The sequence below is a fragment of the Burkholderia ubonensis subsp. mesacidophila genome, assembly GCF_002097715.1.
GTDB classification, from domain to species: Bacteria; Pseudomonadota; Gammaproteobacteria; order Burkholderiales; family Burkholderiaceae; genus Burkholderia; species Burkholderia mesacidophila.
This window is the reverse complement of record NZ_CP020738.1, coordinates 152,756-168,982: the sequence shown is the minus strand read 5'-3', so window position 1 is coordinate 168,982 and position 16,227 is coordinate 152,756. Positions and strand designations below refer to the sequence as shown.

The window sequence follows — 16,227 nt, the reverse complement described above, 5'->3', positions numbered from 1 at the left end:
CCGATGCCGAACCGACGGAGCCGTACATGACCCACGATACCGGTCTTGATCTCGATTTCGATCTCGATCTCGCGTTGCTGAAATCCCTTGCAGGCGACGACGTCGCCGCGCTCGCCCCCGACCGCGCGATTCCGCGCAGGCCGCCCGGCGCGGCCGCGCCGCTGTCGTTCGCGCAGCAGCGCCTGTGGTTCCTGCACGAGCTGAACGAAAGCGGCAGCGGCTACACGATCGGCAGCGCGTTCCGGCTGCGCGGCGCGCTCGACGAGACGCTGTTCGTCGACTGCGTCGACGAACTGGTGCGCCGCCACGACGCGCTGCGCACCGCGATCCGCGTGCGCGACGGCGTGCCCGAGCAGCAGGTGGGCGCGCCCGGCGGCGCCGACATCGCGGTCGAGGACTGGACCGGCCGCCCCGACGCCGCGCAGCACGCGACGCTCGTCGACGCCGCGCGCGCGCTGTTCGCGACGCCGTTCGATCTCGCGGCCGGACGCCCGTTCCGGCTGCGCATCGTGCGGCTGTCGGCCGCAGAGCATGCGGTGCTGATGCATCTCGATCACCTGTTCGGCGACGCGACGTCGATGAGCATCCTGCTGCGCGAGCTGATCGGCCTGTACGACGCGCGGCGCGCGGGCCGGCCGCACGCGCTGCCGCCGCTCGGCATCACCTATGGCGATTTCGCCGCGTGGCAGCGCGCGGGCGGCGAGGACTGGGCGCGCGAGCGCGCGTACTGGCGCACCCAGCTCGCGGGCGCGACGCCGCTGGAGCTGCCGCTCGACGGCGTGCGCGGCATCCGCAACAACAAGCGGCGCCACGCGGCGCCGGCCGAGCGCCTGCTGTCGGCCGCGATTCCCTCCGGCACCGTGACGGCGCTCGAACGCATCGCGCGCGACGAGCGCACGACGCTGTTTACCGTGCTCGTCGCCGGCCTGATGGCGCTGCTCGCGCGCCACGCGCGACAGGACGACGTCGTGATCGGCACGTCGGTGTCCGGCCGCGATCGCGTCGAGACGCAGGCGCTGGTCGGCTTCTTCGCGAACATGGTGGTGCTGCGCGGCGACCTGTCCGGCGACCCGGGCCTGCGCGAGCTGACGCGCCGGCAAACCACCGTGATCCGCGACGCGATGAGCCACGCGGCGCTGCCGTACGACAAGCTCGTCGACGAGCTGCGCGTGCCGCGCGAAGCGGGCCGCAATCCGCTGTTCCAGGTCGCGGTCACGATGCTCGACCAGGCGCCCGACGCGACGTTCGCGCTCGGCGGCCTGACGGTCGAGCCGATCGTCGCGCAGGAGGCGTCGCGCTTCGATCTCGAACTGTTCTTCGCGCGCGACGGCGACGGGCTTGCGCTCGCGTTGTCGTTCGACGCGGACCTGTTCGAGCGCGCGTCGGTCGAGCGGCTTGCCGCGCAGTTCGGCGCGCTGCTCGAACACGCGGCGCGCGCGCCGGACCTGCCGGTGTCAAAGCTCGCCTTATCGAACGATTCCGCGATCGACGCCACGGCGCCCGGTGCCGCATCGCCCGACACGCGCTTCGCGCCCGTCTGCGAGCGCGTGCGCGCACACGCGCGCGCCCGGCCCGACGCGGTCGCGCTGCGTTTCGGCGATGCGACGCTCCATTACGGCGCGCTCGACGCGCGCGCCGATGCGCTCGCGCACCGGCTCGTCGCCGCCGGCCTCGGCCCGGGCGCGCGCGTCGGCCTGTGGTTCCGGCCCGGCTTCGACACGATCGTCGCGATGCTCGCCGTGCTGCGCGCGGGCGCCGCGTACATTCCGCTCGACCCCGGCTATCCGGAAGCGCGCGTGCTGACGGTGCTGGAAGACGCGCGGCCCGCCGTCGTGCTCACCGAGCGCGCGCTCGCGGCGACGCTGCCCGCCGCCGCGCACGCGACGTCGGCGGTCTGGTCGGTCGACGACGACGCGCCGCCCGTCGCGCCGCAGCCGCTCCCCGCGCCCGACCCCGGCGCGCTCGCGTACGTGATCTTCACGTCGGGCTCGACGGGCCGCCCGAAGGGCGTGTGCGTGACGGCCGGCAACCTCGCGCGGCTGTTCACGTCGACGGAGCCGCTGTTCGGCTTCGACGAGACCGACGTGTGGACGCTGTTCCACTCGAGCGCGTTCGACTTCTCGGTGTGGGAAATCTGGGGCGCGCTCGCGCACGGCGGCGAGCTCGTGATCGTGCCCGAGGCGGTGCGCCGCACGGCCGACGCGTTCTACGACCTGCTCTGCGACGCGCGCGTGACCGTGCTGAACCAGACGCCGTCGGCGTTCCGCCAGCTGATCGCCGAGGAGGAGCGCAACGGCCGCGAGGCGGAGCTCGCGCTGCGCCACGTGATCTTCGGCGGCGAGGCGCTGGAGCTGTCGAGCCTGCGCGGCTGGATCGACCGCCACGGCGACGACGCGCCGGTGCTCGTCAACATGTACGGCATCACCGAGACGACCGTGCACGTCACCTACCGGCGCATCACGCTCGCCGACGTGCGCGGCCGCAACGGCAGCCTGATCGGCGAGCCGCTGCCCGACATGACGATCCGGCTCGTCGACCCGCACCTGCAGCCGGTGCCGCCCGGCATGGTCGGCGAGATCCTGGTCGGCGGCGCGGGCGTCGCGCGCGGCTACCTTGGCCGCGACGCGCTGACGGCCGAGCGCTTCATCGTCGACGCCGCCGGCAGCCGGCTCTACCGCAGCGGCGACCTCGGCCGCCTCGACGCGCACGGCCGGCTCGAATACCGGGGCCGCGCGGATCAGCAGGTCAAGCTGCGCGGGTTCCGGATCGAGCTCGGCGACATCGAGGCGGCGCTGCGCGAGCATCCGGCCGTCGCCGACTGCGCGATCGTCGTGACGGGCGCGGGCGACGCCGCGCAACTCGCCGCGTATGCGGTGCCGCGCACCGACGACGCCGGCGCACCTGCGGCGTCGGCCGGGTCCGACGCCGGGTCCGACGCCGCGCCCGGCTGGCGCGACAGCTTCGACATGATCTACAGCGCCGACGCGGCCGACGACGAGCTGCTCGACATCGTCGGCTGGACCGACAGCTACGACGGCGAGCCGATCCCGCGCGACGAGATGCGGATGTGGCGCGACGAAATGCTCGCGCGCATCCGCGAGCGGCCGACGCGCCGCGTGCTCGAGATCGGCTGCGGCAGCGGCATGCTGCTGCTGCCGCTCGCCGCGTCGTGCGAACGCTACGTCGGGCTCGACTTCTCCGCGCAGGCGATCGCGCGGCTCGGCAGCGTCGTCGAGCGGCGCGGGCTGCGCACGGTGACGCTCGTCGAGCGTGAAGCCGCCGCGCTCGACGGTCTCGATCGCGATTTCGACACGATCGTCGTCAACTCGGTCGCGCAGTACTTTCCCGACGCCGCGTATGCGCTGCGCGTCATCGAACGCGCGCTCGACCATCTCGCGCCGGGTGGCCGGCTGATCGTCGGCGACCTGCGCAGCCTGCCGCTGCTGCGCCAGTTCCACGCGACGAAGCTGCTGCGCCGGCCCGACAGCGCGCGCGACCGCGCGACGCTGCGCGCGCAATTGCAGCGGCTCGTCGCGCACGAGCCCGAGCTGCTGTTCGATCCGGCGTTCTTCGATGCGCTCGCCAGCCGGCGCGACGATGTGGCCGACGTCGACGTGCGGCTGAAGCACTTCGCGTGCGGCAACGAGCTTGCGGCGTACCGCTACGACGCGGTCATCACGAAGACAGGCGGCGACGCAAGCGCGGGCGCTGCGCCGCGCGATGTCGAGACAGCAGCCACGGCCGACCTCCGCGCGCTGTGCGACGACGCGCTGCGCGCGGAAGCGGGCATCGTCGTCCGGCGGATTCCGAATGCCCGCGTCGCGCAGGCGAATGCGTTCCTCGCGTGGCTCGACGCCGATGACGACGGCGCGCTGCTGCCCGAGGGGTTCGCGACGACCGCGCACGACGATGCGGTCGATCCTGCCGCCGTCGATGCGGCTGCGTCGGCGGCGGGTGCTGCGTGCCGGCTGCGCTGGTCGGAGGGCGACGCACGCGGCGCGTTCGATGCGTTCGTCGGACCCACTGAGGCTGCGCACGCCGCGCTGCACGTGACGACGGCGAATGCGCCCGGTGTATCGCGTGTGTCCGGCCCCCATACCGTCCCGCTGTCCGCCGACGCCGACCTGCTGCGCTTCTTCAACGTGCCGTTCCGCCAGACCGACGACCTGCCGCGCACGTTGCGCGCGCATCTGCAAAAGCGCCTGCCCGCGCACATGGTGCCGTCGACCGTGCTGCTGCTCGACCGCCTGCCGCTCACGCCGAACGGCAAGCTCGACCGTGCCGCGCTGCCGTCCGCGCAGCAGGCGGCCGCCGTCGCGGAGCCGGCAGGCGGCGACACGCGCGACGCGGTGAGCGCGACCGAGCACCTGGTCGCATCGGTCTATGCGGAAGTGCTCGGTATCGCGCGCGTGGGCCGCGCCGGCCACTTCTTCGAGCTCGGCGGCCATTCGCTGCTCGCGACGCAGGTGGCTGCGCGGCTGCGCGACGAACACGGGATCGACCTGCGGCTGCGGACGATCTTCGACCATCCGACCGTGCAGGGCCTCGCGGCGGAAATCGACGCGGCCGCCCCGATCGGCGAGCCGGCCGGCGAACAGCCGAGCGCGCAACCGCCGGGCGATCGCGACGACGCACACGCCGCCCCGGCCTCGCAGACGCACGCGACTGCGCAAACGCCCGCCATCGGCCCCGCCGCCCCGCTGTCGTTCGCGCAGCAACGCTTCTGGTTCCTCGACCGCCTCGCGGGCGGCGACAGCGCGCTCTATCACATCGCGTCCGCGCTGCGCCTGCGCGGGCCGCTCGACGTCGCCGCCGCGCGGCGCGCGATCGACGCGATCGTCGCGCGGCACGACAGCCTGCGCACGACGTTCGCGCTCGAAGGCGACGCGCCGCGCCAGCGCGTGCACGCCGGCTGGCGCCCCGAACTGCGCATCGTCGATCTCGCGGGCGCGGACGACGCGGCCGTGCGCGACGCCGCCCGCCGCTTCGCGCTCGAGCGCTTCGATCTCGCCGCCGAGCCGCCGCTGCGCGTCGGCCTGCTGACGCTCGGCGCGCACGACGCGCTGCTGGTCGTCGCGATGCATCACATCGTCTGCGACGGCTGGTCGCTCGGCCTGTTCGCGCGCGAGTTCGCGCATGGCTATGCGAACGGCGCGCCGCTCGAACCGCTGCCGTTCGGCTATGCCGACTACGCGTCGCGCCAGCGCGCGGCGGCGTCCGGCGCGCGCCTCGACGCGGCGCTCGAGCGCTGGCGGCAGCGGCTCGCGGGCGCGCCCGACGCCCTCGCGCTCGCGACCGATCGGCCGCGGCGCGCACAGCGCAGCCATGCGGGCGGCAAGGTGTCGTTCACGCTGGACGCCGCCGAAACGGCCGCGCTGCGCGCGCTCGCGCGGCAGGCCGACACGACGCTGTTCGTCGTGCTGCTCGCGGGCTACGCATGGCTCCTCGCGCGCGACGCCGCCCAGGACGAAGTCGTGATCGGCAGCCCGATCGCGCAGCGGCCGTCGCGCGACGCCGAGCGCATGATCGGCTGCTTCCTGAACACGCTGCCGCTGCGCTGCGACTTCCGCGGCGAGCCGAGCGCGCGCGACGCGCTCGCCCGCCTGCGCGACGTCGTGCTCGACGCGTTCGAATGGCAGGACGTGCCGTTCGAGACGATCGTCGCCGCGTCGGGCCACGCGCGCACGCTCGACCGCACGCCGCTGTTCCAGGCGATGCTCGTGCTGCAGAGCGCGCCGCAGCATGCGCTGCGGCTGCCGGGGCTCGAGATCGACGCGTTCGACGACGACGAGACGGCCGCGCAGTTCGAGCTGACGCTGTTCGCGCACGAGGACACGGCGTCCGGCCGGCTGCGGCTCGACTGGCAATACGATGCGGACCTGTTCGACCGCGAGACGATCGACGCGCTGAGCGGGCGGCTGCGGCGGCTGTACGCCGACATCGCGCGCCTGCCGGACGCGCCGCTCGCCCGGCTCGACGGCCTCGACGACGCGGCGCGCACGCAGCTGCTCGCGTTCGGCGACCGTCGCGCGGCGCGGCTCGATGCGCCGCTCGTGCACGACGCGATCGCACGACACGCGCTCGCCGCGCCCGAGCATCCGGCGCTCGTCGCCGCCGATCGCACGCTCGGCTACGCCGAACTCGACGCCGCCGCGAACCGGCTCGCGCGCCAGTTGCGCGCGCTGGGCGTCGGCCCCGAGACCGTCGTCGCCGTCGCGCTCGAACGCTCGATCGACGCCGTGGTCGCGCTCGTCGCGATCCTGCGCGCGGGCGGCGTGTACGTGCCGGTCGATCCGGAGCAGCCGCCCGCGCGCGCGGCGACGATCCTCGCCGAGGCGCAGCCCGCGCTCGTGATCTCGCGCACCGGGCTCGCGCCGCGCTTCGCCGACGCGGCCCGCGCCATGCTGCTCGTCGATCGCGACGCAGCCGACATCGCCGCGCGCGACGCGTCGCCGGTCGATTCGCCCGTGCATCCGGACGCGCTGGCATACGCGATCTTCACGTCCGGCTCGACCGGCGTGCCGAAGGGCGTCGCGATCAGCCATCGCAGCCTCGCCGCGTCGACCGCCGCGCGCGTCGCCGCGTACCCGCCGGTCCCGAGCATGCTGCTCGTGCCGTCGCTCGCGTTCGACAGCTCGATCGCGACGCTGTTCTGGATGCTCGCGAGCGGCGGCACGCTGCACATCCCCGATGCGCAAGGCGCGCGCGACCCGCGTGCGCTCGCCGCCGTGGTCGAGCGCGGCCGCGTCGCGGGCTGGCTCGGCGTGCCGTCGCTGTACAAGCTCGCGGTGGACCTGTGCGCGGCGTCGCTCGCGCCGCTCGAAGTCGTCGTGCTCGCGGGCGAGACGCTGACCGCGAACGTCGTCGATGCGCACTACCGGCACGGCCCCGCGTGCACGCTCGCGAACGAATACGGCCCGACCGAGGCGACCGTCTGGGCCAGCCTGCAGTTCGTCGGCCGCGCGCCGGCCGCCGCCATGCCCGCATCTGCGCCCGCATCTGTCCCCGCCTCTGTCCCGATCGGCGCGCCGATCGCGGGCAGCCGCCTCGTCGTGCTCGACGCCCGTGGCGCGCTCGCGCCCGTCGGCGTCGAAGGCGAGCTGTACATCGGCGGCGCCGGCGTCGCGCGCGGCTACCTGGGCCGCGCCGGGCTCACCGCCGCGCGCTTCGTGCCGGACCCGTTCGCACACGGCGAACGGCTGTACCGAACCGGCGACCGGGTCCGCTGGCGACGCGACGGCACGCTCGACTTCCTCGGCCGGCGCGACGCGCAGGTCAAGCTGCGCGGCATCCGGATCGAGCTGACCGAGATCGACGCGTGCCTCGCGGCGCATCCGTGGGTTCGACAGGCGGCCGCGCGCGTCGTCACGCATGGGGACGACCGGCAGGAGCTGATCGCCTACGCGGTGCTGACCGACGACGTCGGCGCGCATGACGCGAGCGACGTACTGCGCGCGCATCTCGCCGCGCACCTGCCCGCCGCCGTCGTGCCGGCACGCGTGCTCGCGATCGACGCGCTGCCCGTCAACGCGAACGGCAAGCTCGACCGCGACCGCCTGCCCGCGCCCGAGCAGGCCCGCGCCGTCGCGCGCGACGCCGCGGGCAGCCCGACCGAAGCCGCGATGCGCGCGCTGTGGGAGGACCTGCTCGGCCATCCGGTCGACTCGCTGCACGCGGACTTCTTCACGCTCGGCGGCGATTCGCTGCTCGCAGTCAAGCTGGTCGCGCAGATCGAGCGCCGCTTCGGCGTCGCGCTGCCGCTCGCCACGCTGTTCTCGCACGCGGGCATCGCAGCGCTCGCCGCGGCCGTCGATCGCGCCGCAACCGCGGCGAGCACGCCCGACGCGACGCCCGTGCGCGCGGACATCGCGTCCGGCGCCGCGGTGATCCCGCTCGGCGGCGACGCGCATGCGCACCGCGCGACGATCGCGCTGCTGCCCGACATCTCCGGGCTCGTCGTGTCGCTCGTGCCGCTCGCCACGGCCCTCGGCGCGCGCTATCGCGTGCTCGGGCTGCAGGCGGCCGGGCTCGACGAACACGCGACGCCGCTCACCGACGTCGAGGCGATCGCCGCCGCGCATGCGCGCGCGCTCGCCGACGCGGGCGCGGCGGGTGCAACCAACGCGCCGCTCATTCTCGTCGGGTATTCGTGGGGCGCGAGCGTCGCGGCGTGGGTCGCGCGCGCGCTCGAACGCGACGGCGCGACGCCGCGCCTCGTCGTCGCGCTCGACGCGCCGCCGGTCAGCGATGCCGGGTTCGCCGCGCAACTGCCCGCCGACGAGCCGGGCCTGCTCGAATACATGACGACCGCGCTCGCCGAATCGCTCGGCCGCGACCTGCGGATCGACGCGGCGACACTCGCGCCGCTCACGCACGCGCAGCGGATCGACGCGTTCGCCGCGCGGCTCAGGGCAAGCGGCGTCGTGCCGCCCGACGTGCCCGCGAGCCGGATCGCGCGGATGGTCGACGTGTACCGCGCGAACCTCGCGGCCGACAAGACGCTCGCCGGCCGGCCGGCGCCCGCGCCGATCGGCACGCCCGTCGCCGTCTGGATCAGCGACGCCGGCGCGCATCCGGCCGGCGGCGGCGCGGATCTCGGCTGGTCGGCGCACACGTCGGCGGGCGTCTCGCTCCATCGCGCGGCGGGCGACCACCTGAGCATGGCGCGCGGCGCGCACCTGGCCCCGCTCGCCAACGCGATCGCCGCACGCATCGACGCGGTGCTCGATGCCGCGCCGCGCGCCGATGCAAGCTGATCCTTTCATGCATTTTTTCAACGCCGAGGAGCAACGCCCATGTTCTTTCCGCCCGAGCAGTTCCCTGCGCTCCACGCTGTCGCGCAGGGCTGGGAAACCATCCTGCGCGAGCTCGACGAGCTCGCGCAGGCCGCCTTCGTCAAGTGGCCCGAGACGAACATCTACGACGGCAACTGGACGGTCTTTCCGCTCATCAAGGCCGAACAGCGCGTCGAGCAGAACTGCCTGCTGTGCCCGGAGACGACGCGCCTGCTGGAGACGGTGCCGGGCCTCGTGAACGCCGGCTTCTCGTCGCTCGCGCCGGGCACCTACATCGGCCCGCACTACGGCTACACGAACGAAGTGCTGCGCTGCCATATCGGCCTGAAGCCGTCCGAGAACTGCGCGATCCGCGTCGGCCCGGACGTGCGCAGCTGGAGCGCCGGCTCGTGCCTCGTGTTCGACGACACCACCGAGCACGAAGCATGGAATCGCGGCACGAAGACGCGGGTCGTGCTGCTGTTCGATTTCAAGCGCGATCCGTCGCGCGCCGTCACGTTCCCCGCCGAGTTCTATACCTACTGAGCGAGCCGGCGCCCGCGGGCGCCGGCTTCACAGGCCGCGCCCGCGCGTTCAGCGGCGCGCGCCGCGCATCCTGGCCTGCGCCGCGAACACCGCGCGCGTGAACCGCGACAGCAGCCGCACGTGCGGCGGCTGCCAGTTCAGATCCATGTCGTGACGGCCGTACGCGCCCGCGTCGGCCGCCGCCTGCGCGGATGCAGCCTCCGGCTCGAAATAGTCGCCGGGGCAGCACAGCGTCGTCGGCCACGCGGCCACGCCGCTGCGTTCGATGCACATCGTGAAGAAGCGCGGCCCCGTCGTCGCCGCGATCTGCACCGCCGCGCTCGCGCGCATGCGCGCCGGCAGGTCGTCGAGCTGCGCGGTCGCGCCGTCGCGCAGCGCGTCGTGCACGGCATGCCACAGCGGATGGCCGGGTGCGCTGCCGATCAGCGCATTGTTGTAGCCGCGCGTGGCCGACAGCACGAGCTCGCGGCCGTCGAGCAGCGCGTCGACCGGCCGCAGGCTTTCGATGTCCATGTCGGCATACAGGCCGCCTAACGTATCGAGCACGCAGTAGCGCGCGCTGTCGATGCGCTGGATGTCGTGCGCGAACGCGTCGTAGCGCGGCAGGAACCAGCGCTGGTGCGTGGCCACGTGCTCGCGCAGCGTGTGCGCATCCCACACGCGCAGCGTCCAGTCGGGATGATGGCGCCGCCACGACGCGTGGTAGCGCCGGTACTTGTCGGGCAGCGCATGCTCGCCCTGATACCAGATCTGATGAAGCGTCTTCGGGATGGGCCGGTTCACGATGTCCTCGCGGATGGGTTCGATCCGATCCATCGTAGAGCGCGCGCCGGCGCGCGTCTGCCACCGAATGACGGGACATGCGCGACACCGGCCGCGACCGCGCCTAGCGATTCATCCCGATATCGGCCACGTAATTTGCAATGCTGAAAAAGCGATAGTCGCTCAGCAAATCCGGCCCCGGGAACCCCTCCGGATGAATCCGCCCGTAGATCGGGCTGTCGGGACGCAGGCCGGCCAGCGTCAGCGCGAGCATGAATTCATTGAACGGCGCCATGAACTGGCGCGACACGAAATGCATGCCCCAGTTGAACACCGACGGCAGCTGCTCGGTGCGCAACCACGTGTCCGGTCCGCCCTGCGCGTTCGCGCAGAGGTTTTCCGCCCACGGGCTATGGCCTTCGACGATGAGAAAGCCGTGCTTCGCATGGCGCTTCCAGCGGGTCAGGAAATCGATCAGGTCCGCCGCCGCCACGTAGCCGGGCACGAGCCCTTCCGCATCGCTGTACGCGACCTTGAACGCACGCTTGATCTCGTCGGGCGCAATCGGGTATTCGGCCTGGTCCGACACCGTCAGGCGGCCCGGATAGTACTGGTCGACGACCATGCGCAGGCGGGACCGATCGACGGTGCGCAGGTGGCGCTCGAGTATCGCTTCGGCGGCGTCCTCGCGCCGGATGCTCAGCCGGCGGTTGTGGACCAGGAACATGAAGGTATGCAACAGGTCGCTCAGCCGCACCGGGCGCACGCTGCCGTCCGGCTGCCGGACGGTCAGGCCGCTTTCGGCCACCGCTTCGTCGTAGCGGTCGGGCTGGGAAATGTCGGCGGCGATCACGCGCACCTGGACGCCGGGTATGTCCTTCAGCGCGGACAGGGTGGCGGCGGCCCGGCCTCGCGCGGATTCGTTGTAGTCCGCGCCGATCACGAGCAGCGGATAGTCCGCGAGGTGCCGGCCGCGCCGCGTCGAGTGGATGACGTACTCGGCCAGGCGCTTCACCGCGCTGCCGTCGCCGCAGCCCATGTCGGCGATGCCGGCCGGCTGGCGATCGAGCGGCGTGTCGTCGAACAGCTTGTGCAGGATTTTCGTCGTGATTTCCTGCGACGCCGGCCCCGACCCGGCGCCGCTCGACGCATACACGTTCATCACGCGATCGATGTGGCCGTCGCTGTCGATGTCGAGCGGATCGGGATTGCCGAACAGGAGTTCGTCGAGGAGCGCGTACGAACGCAGGTAGGACGCGGGCAGCCCCGCGTAAGGGGCGGCGATCGGCCGGTGAATCCGGCCCGACTCGGTGAGGCGCACCTTTTCCCGATCGATTTCCGCCATGCCGAACTTGCACATCAGCGACCACGCCGCGTGCAGGACGACCGGGTCCGCATGCGACCACGCGCCGACCGCGACCCCGCCGGGCTGCTCGTCGAGCTTCTCGAAGATGCCGGGCGCCGACTGCGAATACTGGCCATCCGGCTGCTTGTCGAACACCGGCATATCGAGCGCGACCCAGGTCGGACCGAGCAGCAGGCCGTCCATCGCCGTGCGCAGCTGTCCATTCACCTGGCGCTCCAGATCGCTCGCCGGGGCCGGCAGCTCCGGCCACCCCGCGACGCAGATCCGCGCGAGCTGCGCATACAGCACGCTGTCGTCGGCCGCCGCGCGTTTTCGATGGCACAGCGCGTGCAGATGCTGGAGCACCGACGTGGCATTCGCCAGCTGCTCGAACAGCGGCCGGGTGCGCTCGACGCACGCGACGACATATTCGCCGGCCGGGGTGAGCGCATATTCGGCGTCTTCGTCGCCGCGATCGAGGGTCAGCCAGCCGGCCAGGCTCAACAGGTTGAAGGCGCCCCACAGCACCCCCAGGTTGCGGGTCGGGTCGGACCGGCGGGACATCGCGAACGCGCGCATCGCACGCGGCGTCCCGGCCCGCAGGCCGCGGAACGCGCCGGCAAATACCAGACGCGCCAGCGTCGGCACCAGCACGATGCCGTTCGCCCAGTTGCAGCTGCGCGTATAGGCCATCACGCGCTGCGCGTCGCGGCGGCCGATGCGCAGCGTTGCCGCATGCGTGTGCTGCTCGAGCTTGACCGGCAACTCCTTGTCGAGCACCTCGACGCCGATCGCGGTGCCGGCCGACAGGCCGAGCAACGAGCGCGTTTCGTTGGGATACGCGTCGAGATAATGTTCGAGCTGCCTGGCCAGCGCGGTGGGGGATTCACCAAAGTCGAAGCGGGTGTGCATGTTGGACGGTCTCACAAGGTCGAAGGTTGGGCTGCAATGGGCGAAGGGGCATCCGAATCGGCGTGCGCAACGGCCGCCGCCGGCGCAGCGCCGCGAATGCGGGGCGCGACATGGGCGGCCAACGTGCAGATGGACGGGTAATCCCAGACCGCCGACGGATCGACGGTCACGCTGAACGTTTCACTGACCACCATCGTCATTTCGACGGCGAGGATCGAGTCGAGGCCGATCTCGGCGAACGTCGTCTCACGCGTCAAACGAAGCTTGCGCTGCTTGAGGCGCTCGCCCAGCCACGCGATGAGCCATTGTTCGACGGAGTCGGCCCGCTCGCGATCGATCCGGCTCGCCGGCTCGGTCACGATCGGTTCCGCCACTGGACCGGCGTCTTCGCCGGCGGGTTCGTCAGGCGCGCCGGCCTCGGCGCCCAGCAGCGGATCGACGGGTTGGCTTGCAGCCGGGACTGTCTGGTCGATCGAGCCGATCTCGAAGCCGTTGCGCTCGGCCCAGTCGTTCAATTCCGCCGTCGTGGACAGCGCGGCGCGCAGGCCGACCTGCCGCTGGGCCGCCTCGATCGCGCGTTCGTACTGGCTCTGCACCCAGCGCAGCGCCCCGTCGTCGATGCGCTGCTGCGCAGCCGCGCGCTCGATCACCGCCAGCAGCAATCCCCATTGCGCGACCGAGCCGAGCCAGTAATTGACCCAGACGGCGGCGTGCGCGGCGCCGTCGAGTTTCGACGCATTGGCGAGCCCGTCTTCCGCCAGCTGCTCGCCCAGCTGGCGCAGCTCCCTGGCCAGCACGCCGGCGCCCAGCGCACGCTCCAGATAGCGCGGCAAGTCGTCGCTGCCGTTGAGCAGACGGCTGCCCAGGTGCACCAGCAGCGTTTCGGTCGGCCCCTCGAAGATGCGGGTCAGGCGCGCGTCCCGGAAGATCTGCGGCGCCAGGTTGGTTTCGATATAGCCCCGGCCGCCGAGAAACTGCATCATCTCGTCGGCCGATTGCGACAGCAGCTCGGAGCCGAGAATCTTCGAAACCAGCAGGCAGTCCTCCGGCACCTCGACGCCGAGGTCCAGCTCGGCGGCCAGGTGCTCGACCAGCGCGTTGAGTCCGTCGATGCGGTGCCGCAGCTCGCCCAGGCGCAGGCGGCTCAGCGGATTGTCCAGCAGCAGGCCGGTGCCGATCTGGCGCCGCGCCCCGTAGCGATGCATCAGCTGCGCACAGCGTTTCATTCCGCCCAGGCAGACGGCCGCGATCGCGAGGCGCGCAATGTTCATGGCCTGCTGCGCGACGGGCATGCCCTGTCCGATGCCGCCGAGCCGGTACGCGTCGCTGATCCGTGCGCGGTCCAGGTGCAGCGAATTCTGGATCATGCCGCGCACGCCCATCGTCAGCTCCTCGGCGCCGATCCGCACGCCCGGCGTGCCGGGGCGCACCGCCAGTCCGACCATCCCGGTGCCGTCGGCCTGCTTGGCGAACACGTTGATGATCCCCGCCCACGCGGATGAGCCGCTCCAGCGCTTGTTTCCGGAGACCAGCCAGTCACCGGTGTCGATGCGCTGCGCGCGCGAGGTGATCGCGCGCGGATGGGAGCCCGCTGCCGATTCGCTCATCGCGAAGGCGGCGAGCATCCGGCCGCTCGCGAGGCTCGGCAACAATTCGTCGCGCAGCGGCGCCTGCGCATGCTGCATGATCGGCAGGATCCCGAGCGTGTTGTTCAGGCCGACGAAGAAAGCCAGTGTCGAATCGATCGCGGCCAGTTGCGAGATCACGCGCAACGTGTCGCGATGCGTGAGGCCAAGGCCGCCATACGAACGGTCGATCGGCATGCCGAGGAGGCCCTGGTTGCCGAAATCGAGCACGACGTGCGGCGGAATGGTCCGACGCTCGTCGATGGTGCGCGAATCGATCCGTGTGCGTGCGTAGTGCCTGAGCCAGTCGTTCAGTTCGTCGACGGTGGCAGCGTCATGCCGCCGGTGACCGCCGGCCGGCGACACGTCGATGGCGGCGGCCGGGCGCGCGGGTTGCCGGCGCTCCGGCTCCGGCGTTTGCGCGCCCGCATCGACGTCCCACTGCGCGAGGATCGTCAGCTCGCCGTCGCGCAGCTGCGTGCGGCACGTGCTGCGGCGCACCTTGCCGCTCGACGTTTTCGGCACGCTGCCGGGCGACACCAGCACGATCGCGCTCGGGCCGATGTCGAGGCGATTCCAGATCGCCTTGCGAATCGCGTCGATGAAGCCGTCGAGATTGCCCTTGCGCTGCGTGCGCTCGACTTCCGCCACGACGATCAGGCGCTCCGCACCGACCTGGTCGTCCATGAAGGCCGCGCAGCCGTTCGGCACCAGTTCCGGCACGCCGACGATCAGCGCGTACTCGATGTCTTCCGAGTAGTAGTTGCGGCCGGCCAGGATGACCATGTCCTTGAGCCGGCCGGTGACGTAGAGCTCGCCGCCCAGCATGAAGCCGAGATCGCCGGTCCGCATGAACGCCTGATCCGGATTGCCCGCCAGCGTGTGCCGGAAGGTCGATTGCGTCTGCTCGTCCAGCTGCCAGTATCCGGCGGCGACGCTTGGGCCGGCCACGCAGATTTCGCCGATGGCCCCGTCGACGCAATGCGCGTTCGCCTGCAGATCGCGCACGACCACGCGCTGGTCGCCCGCGGGACGGCCCACGCTGACCAGCACACGTTCGCCCGGGCGATCCAGGGACGCCGGCGAGACCCCCGCGAACTCGCCGCAGATCACCACGGATTGCCGCTGGAGCGCGGCCTGGTCGACGCACACCGTCCGGATCGGCTGCTGCGCCGTGCGGCCGGCGACGAACAGCGTCCCCTCCGCCAGCCCGTAACACGGTCGAAAACTCCCGGCGGAGAAGCCCGCGGCGGCGAAGCGTTTTGCAAAATCCGACAAGGTACTGGCGCGTACGGATTCGGCACCGTTATAGGCGGTCCGGATACACGACAGGTCGAGCGTCGCCAGTTGTTCGTCGGAGACTCGCCGGCAGGCCATCCGGTAAGCAAAATCCGGCGCGCCCGTCAGATCCGCGCGATATTGGCTGATGGCGCGCAACCACAGGTACGGATGCTGGATGAAACGCTCCGGGGCCATCAGGACGCACCGGAAGCCACCGTAGAGCGACGTCAGGATCACGCCGATCAGGCCCATGTCGTGGTACGGCGGCAGCCAGCTGACCATCGTGCTCCGCTCGTCATAGCCGAACCATTCGCGCAGCATCCCCAGGTTATGCATCAGGTTGCCGTGCGACACCATCACGCCCTTGGGCGTGCCGGTGGTCCCCGACGTGTATTGCAGGAAGGCGACGTGGGACGGCGGCACGCTGGCGGGCGCGGGCAGGAACGCAATCGCCTCGGCGGCCCCGACATCGAGCAGCGTGCTGCCGGATGCTTCGGTATCGGCGATCCATGTCGTGCAACGCTCCAGGTCTTCGGGCGAGCACAGAATCGTGTTCGCGCCTGCGTTCCTGACGATGCCGGCGATCCGCACCATATGTTGCTTGTTGCGCGGCGGGTATGCCGGCACCGCGACGGCGCCCGCATACAGGCACCCCATGAAGGCGCTGACGTAGTCGAGCCCCGGCCGGCACAGCAGCAGGACCCGGTCGCCGATGTCGACCGCATTCTGCTGCAGCAGCGCGGCGACCCGGCGGGCGCGGGCGTCGAGCTCCGCGAAGGTCATCGAGTCGGCCTGTTCCTGTTCGGGCGGGCCGCTCAGGAACACGTAGGCGGTTTGGTCGCCGAGCGTGGCGGCTCGGGTCTGGAGCAATTCGCTCAGCGTGGTCGGCAAGGTCGCAGTGGTCATGATGTCGTCGGAAGAGGAATGAAAACAGCGAGCAGCGGCCCGGCGCCGGCCGGCGCCCATGCCTTGCTGCGGCGGG

General features: G+C 71.9%; 5 protein-coding genes. 2 read left to right on the top strand and 3 right to left on the bottom strand.

What is annotated here, in order from left to right:
* Positions 1-26: 26 nt before the first annotated feature.
* The gene (locus tag B7P44_RS18390; RefSeq protein WP_084907041.1) at positions 27-8,756 is read left to right on the top strand and encodes a non-ribosomal peptide synthetase; all 8,730 of its coding nucleotides are present in this window, start codon (positions 27-29) and stop codon (positions 8,754-8,756) included.
* Between the two features lie 39 nt (positions 8,757-8,795).
* The gene (locus B7P44_RS18385; protein ID WP_084907039.1) at positions 8,796-9,320 is read left to right on the top strand and encodes an aspartyl/asparaginyl beta-hydroxylase domain-containing protein; all 525 of its coding nucleotides are present in this window, start codon (positions 8,796-8,798) and stop codon (positions 9,318-9,320) included.
* Between the two features lie 48 nt (positions 9,321-9,368).
* On the opposite strand, the gene B7P44_RS18380 is transcribed toward B7P44_RS18385, so the two are convergent.
* From B7P44_RS18380 to B7P44_RS18370, 3 genes are all read right to left on the bottom strand, one after another.
* Entirely contained in the window at positions 9,369-10,136 is a 768-nt protein-coding gene (locus B7P44_RS18380) for a glycosyltransferase family 32 protein (protein WP_231716771.1), read from the bottom strand.
* 70 nt (positions 10,137-10,206) lie between these two features.
* Entirely contained in the window at positions 10,207-12,339 is a 2,133-nt protein-coding gene (locus B7P44_RS18375) for a class I SAM-dependent methyltransferase (RefSeq protein ID WP_084907037.1), read from the bottom strand.
* Positions 12,340-12,350: 11 nt separating this feature from the next.
* On the bottom strand, positions 12,351-16,151 hold the full coding sequence (locus B7P44_RS18370) for an AMP-binding protein (protein WP_084907035.1): 3,801 nt from the start codon (positions 16,149-16,151) through the stop codon (positions 12,351-12,353).
* Between the last annotated feature and the right edge of the window lie 76 nt (positions 16,152-16,227).

Bases quoted from the DNA above. Each gene is read 5' to 3' on its own strand.
- B7P44_RS18390 (WP_084907041.1), top strand. From the start codon at position 27: ATGACCCACGATACCGGTCTTGATCTCGATTTCGATCTCGATCTCGCG.
- B7P44_RS18385 (WP_084907039.1), top strand. From the start codon at position 8,796: ATGTTCTTTCCGCCCGAGCAGTTCCCTGCGCTCCACGCTGTCGCGCAG.
- B7P44_RS18380 (WP_231716771.1), bottom strand. From the start codon at position 10,136: ATGGATCGGATCGAACCCATCCGCGAGGACATCGTGAACCGGCCCATC.
- B7P44_RS18375 (WP_084907037.1), bottom strand. From the start codon at position 12,339: ATGCACACCCGCTTCGACTTTGGTGAATCCCCCACCGCGCTGGCCAGG.
- B7P44_RS18370 (WP_084907035.1), bottom strand. From the start codon at position 16,151: ATGACCACTGCGACCTTGCCGACCACGCTGAGCGAATTGCTCCAGACC.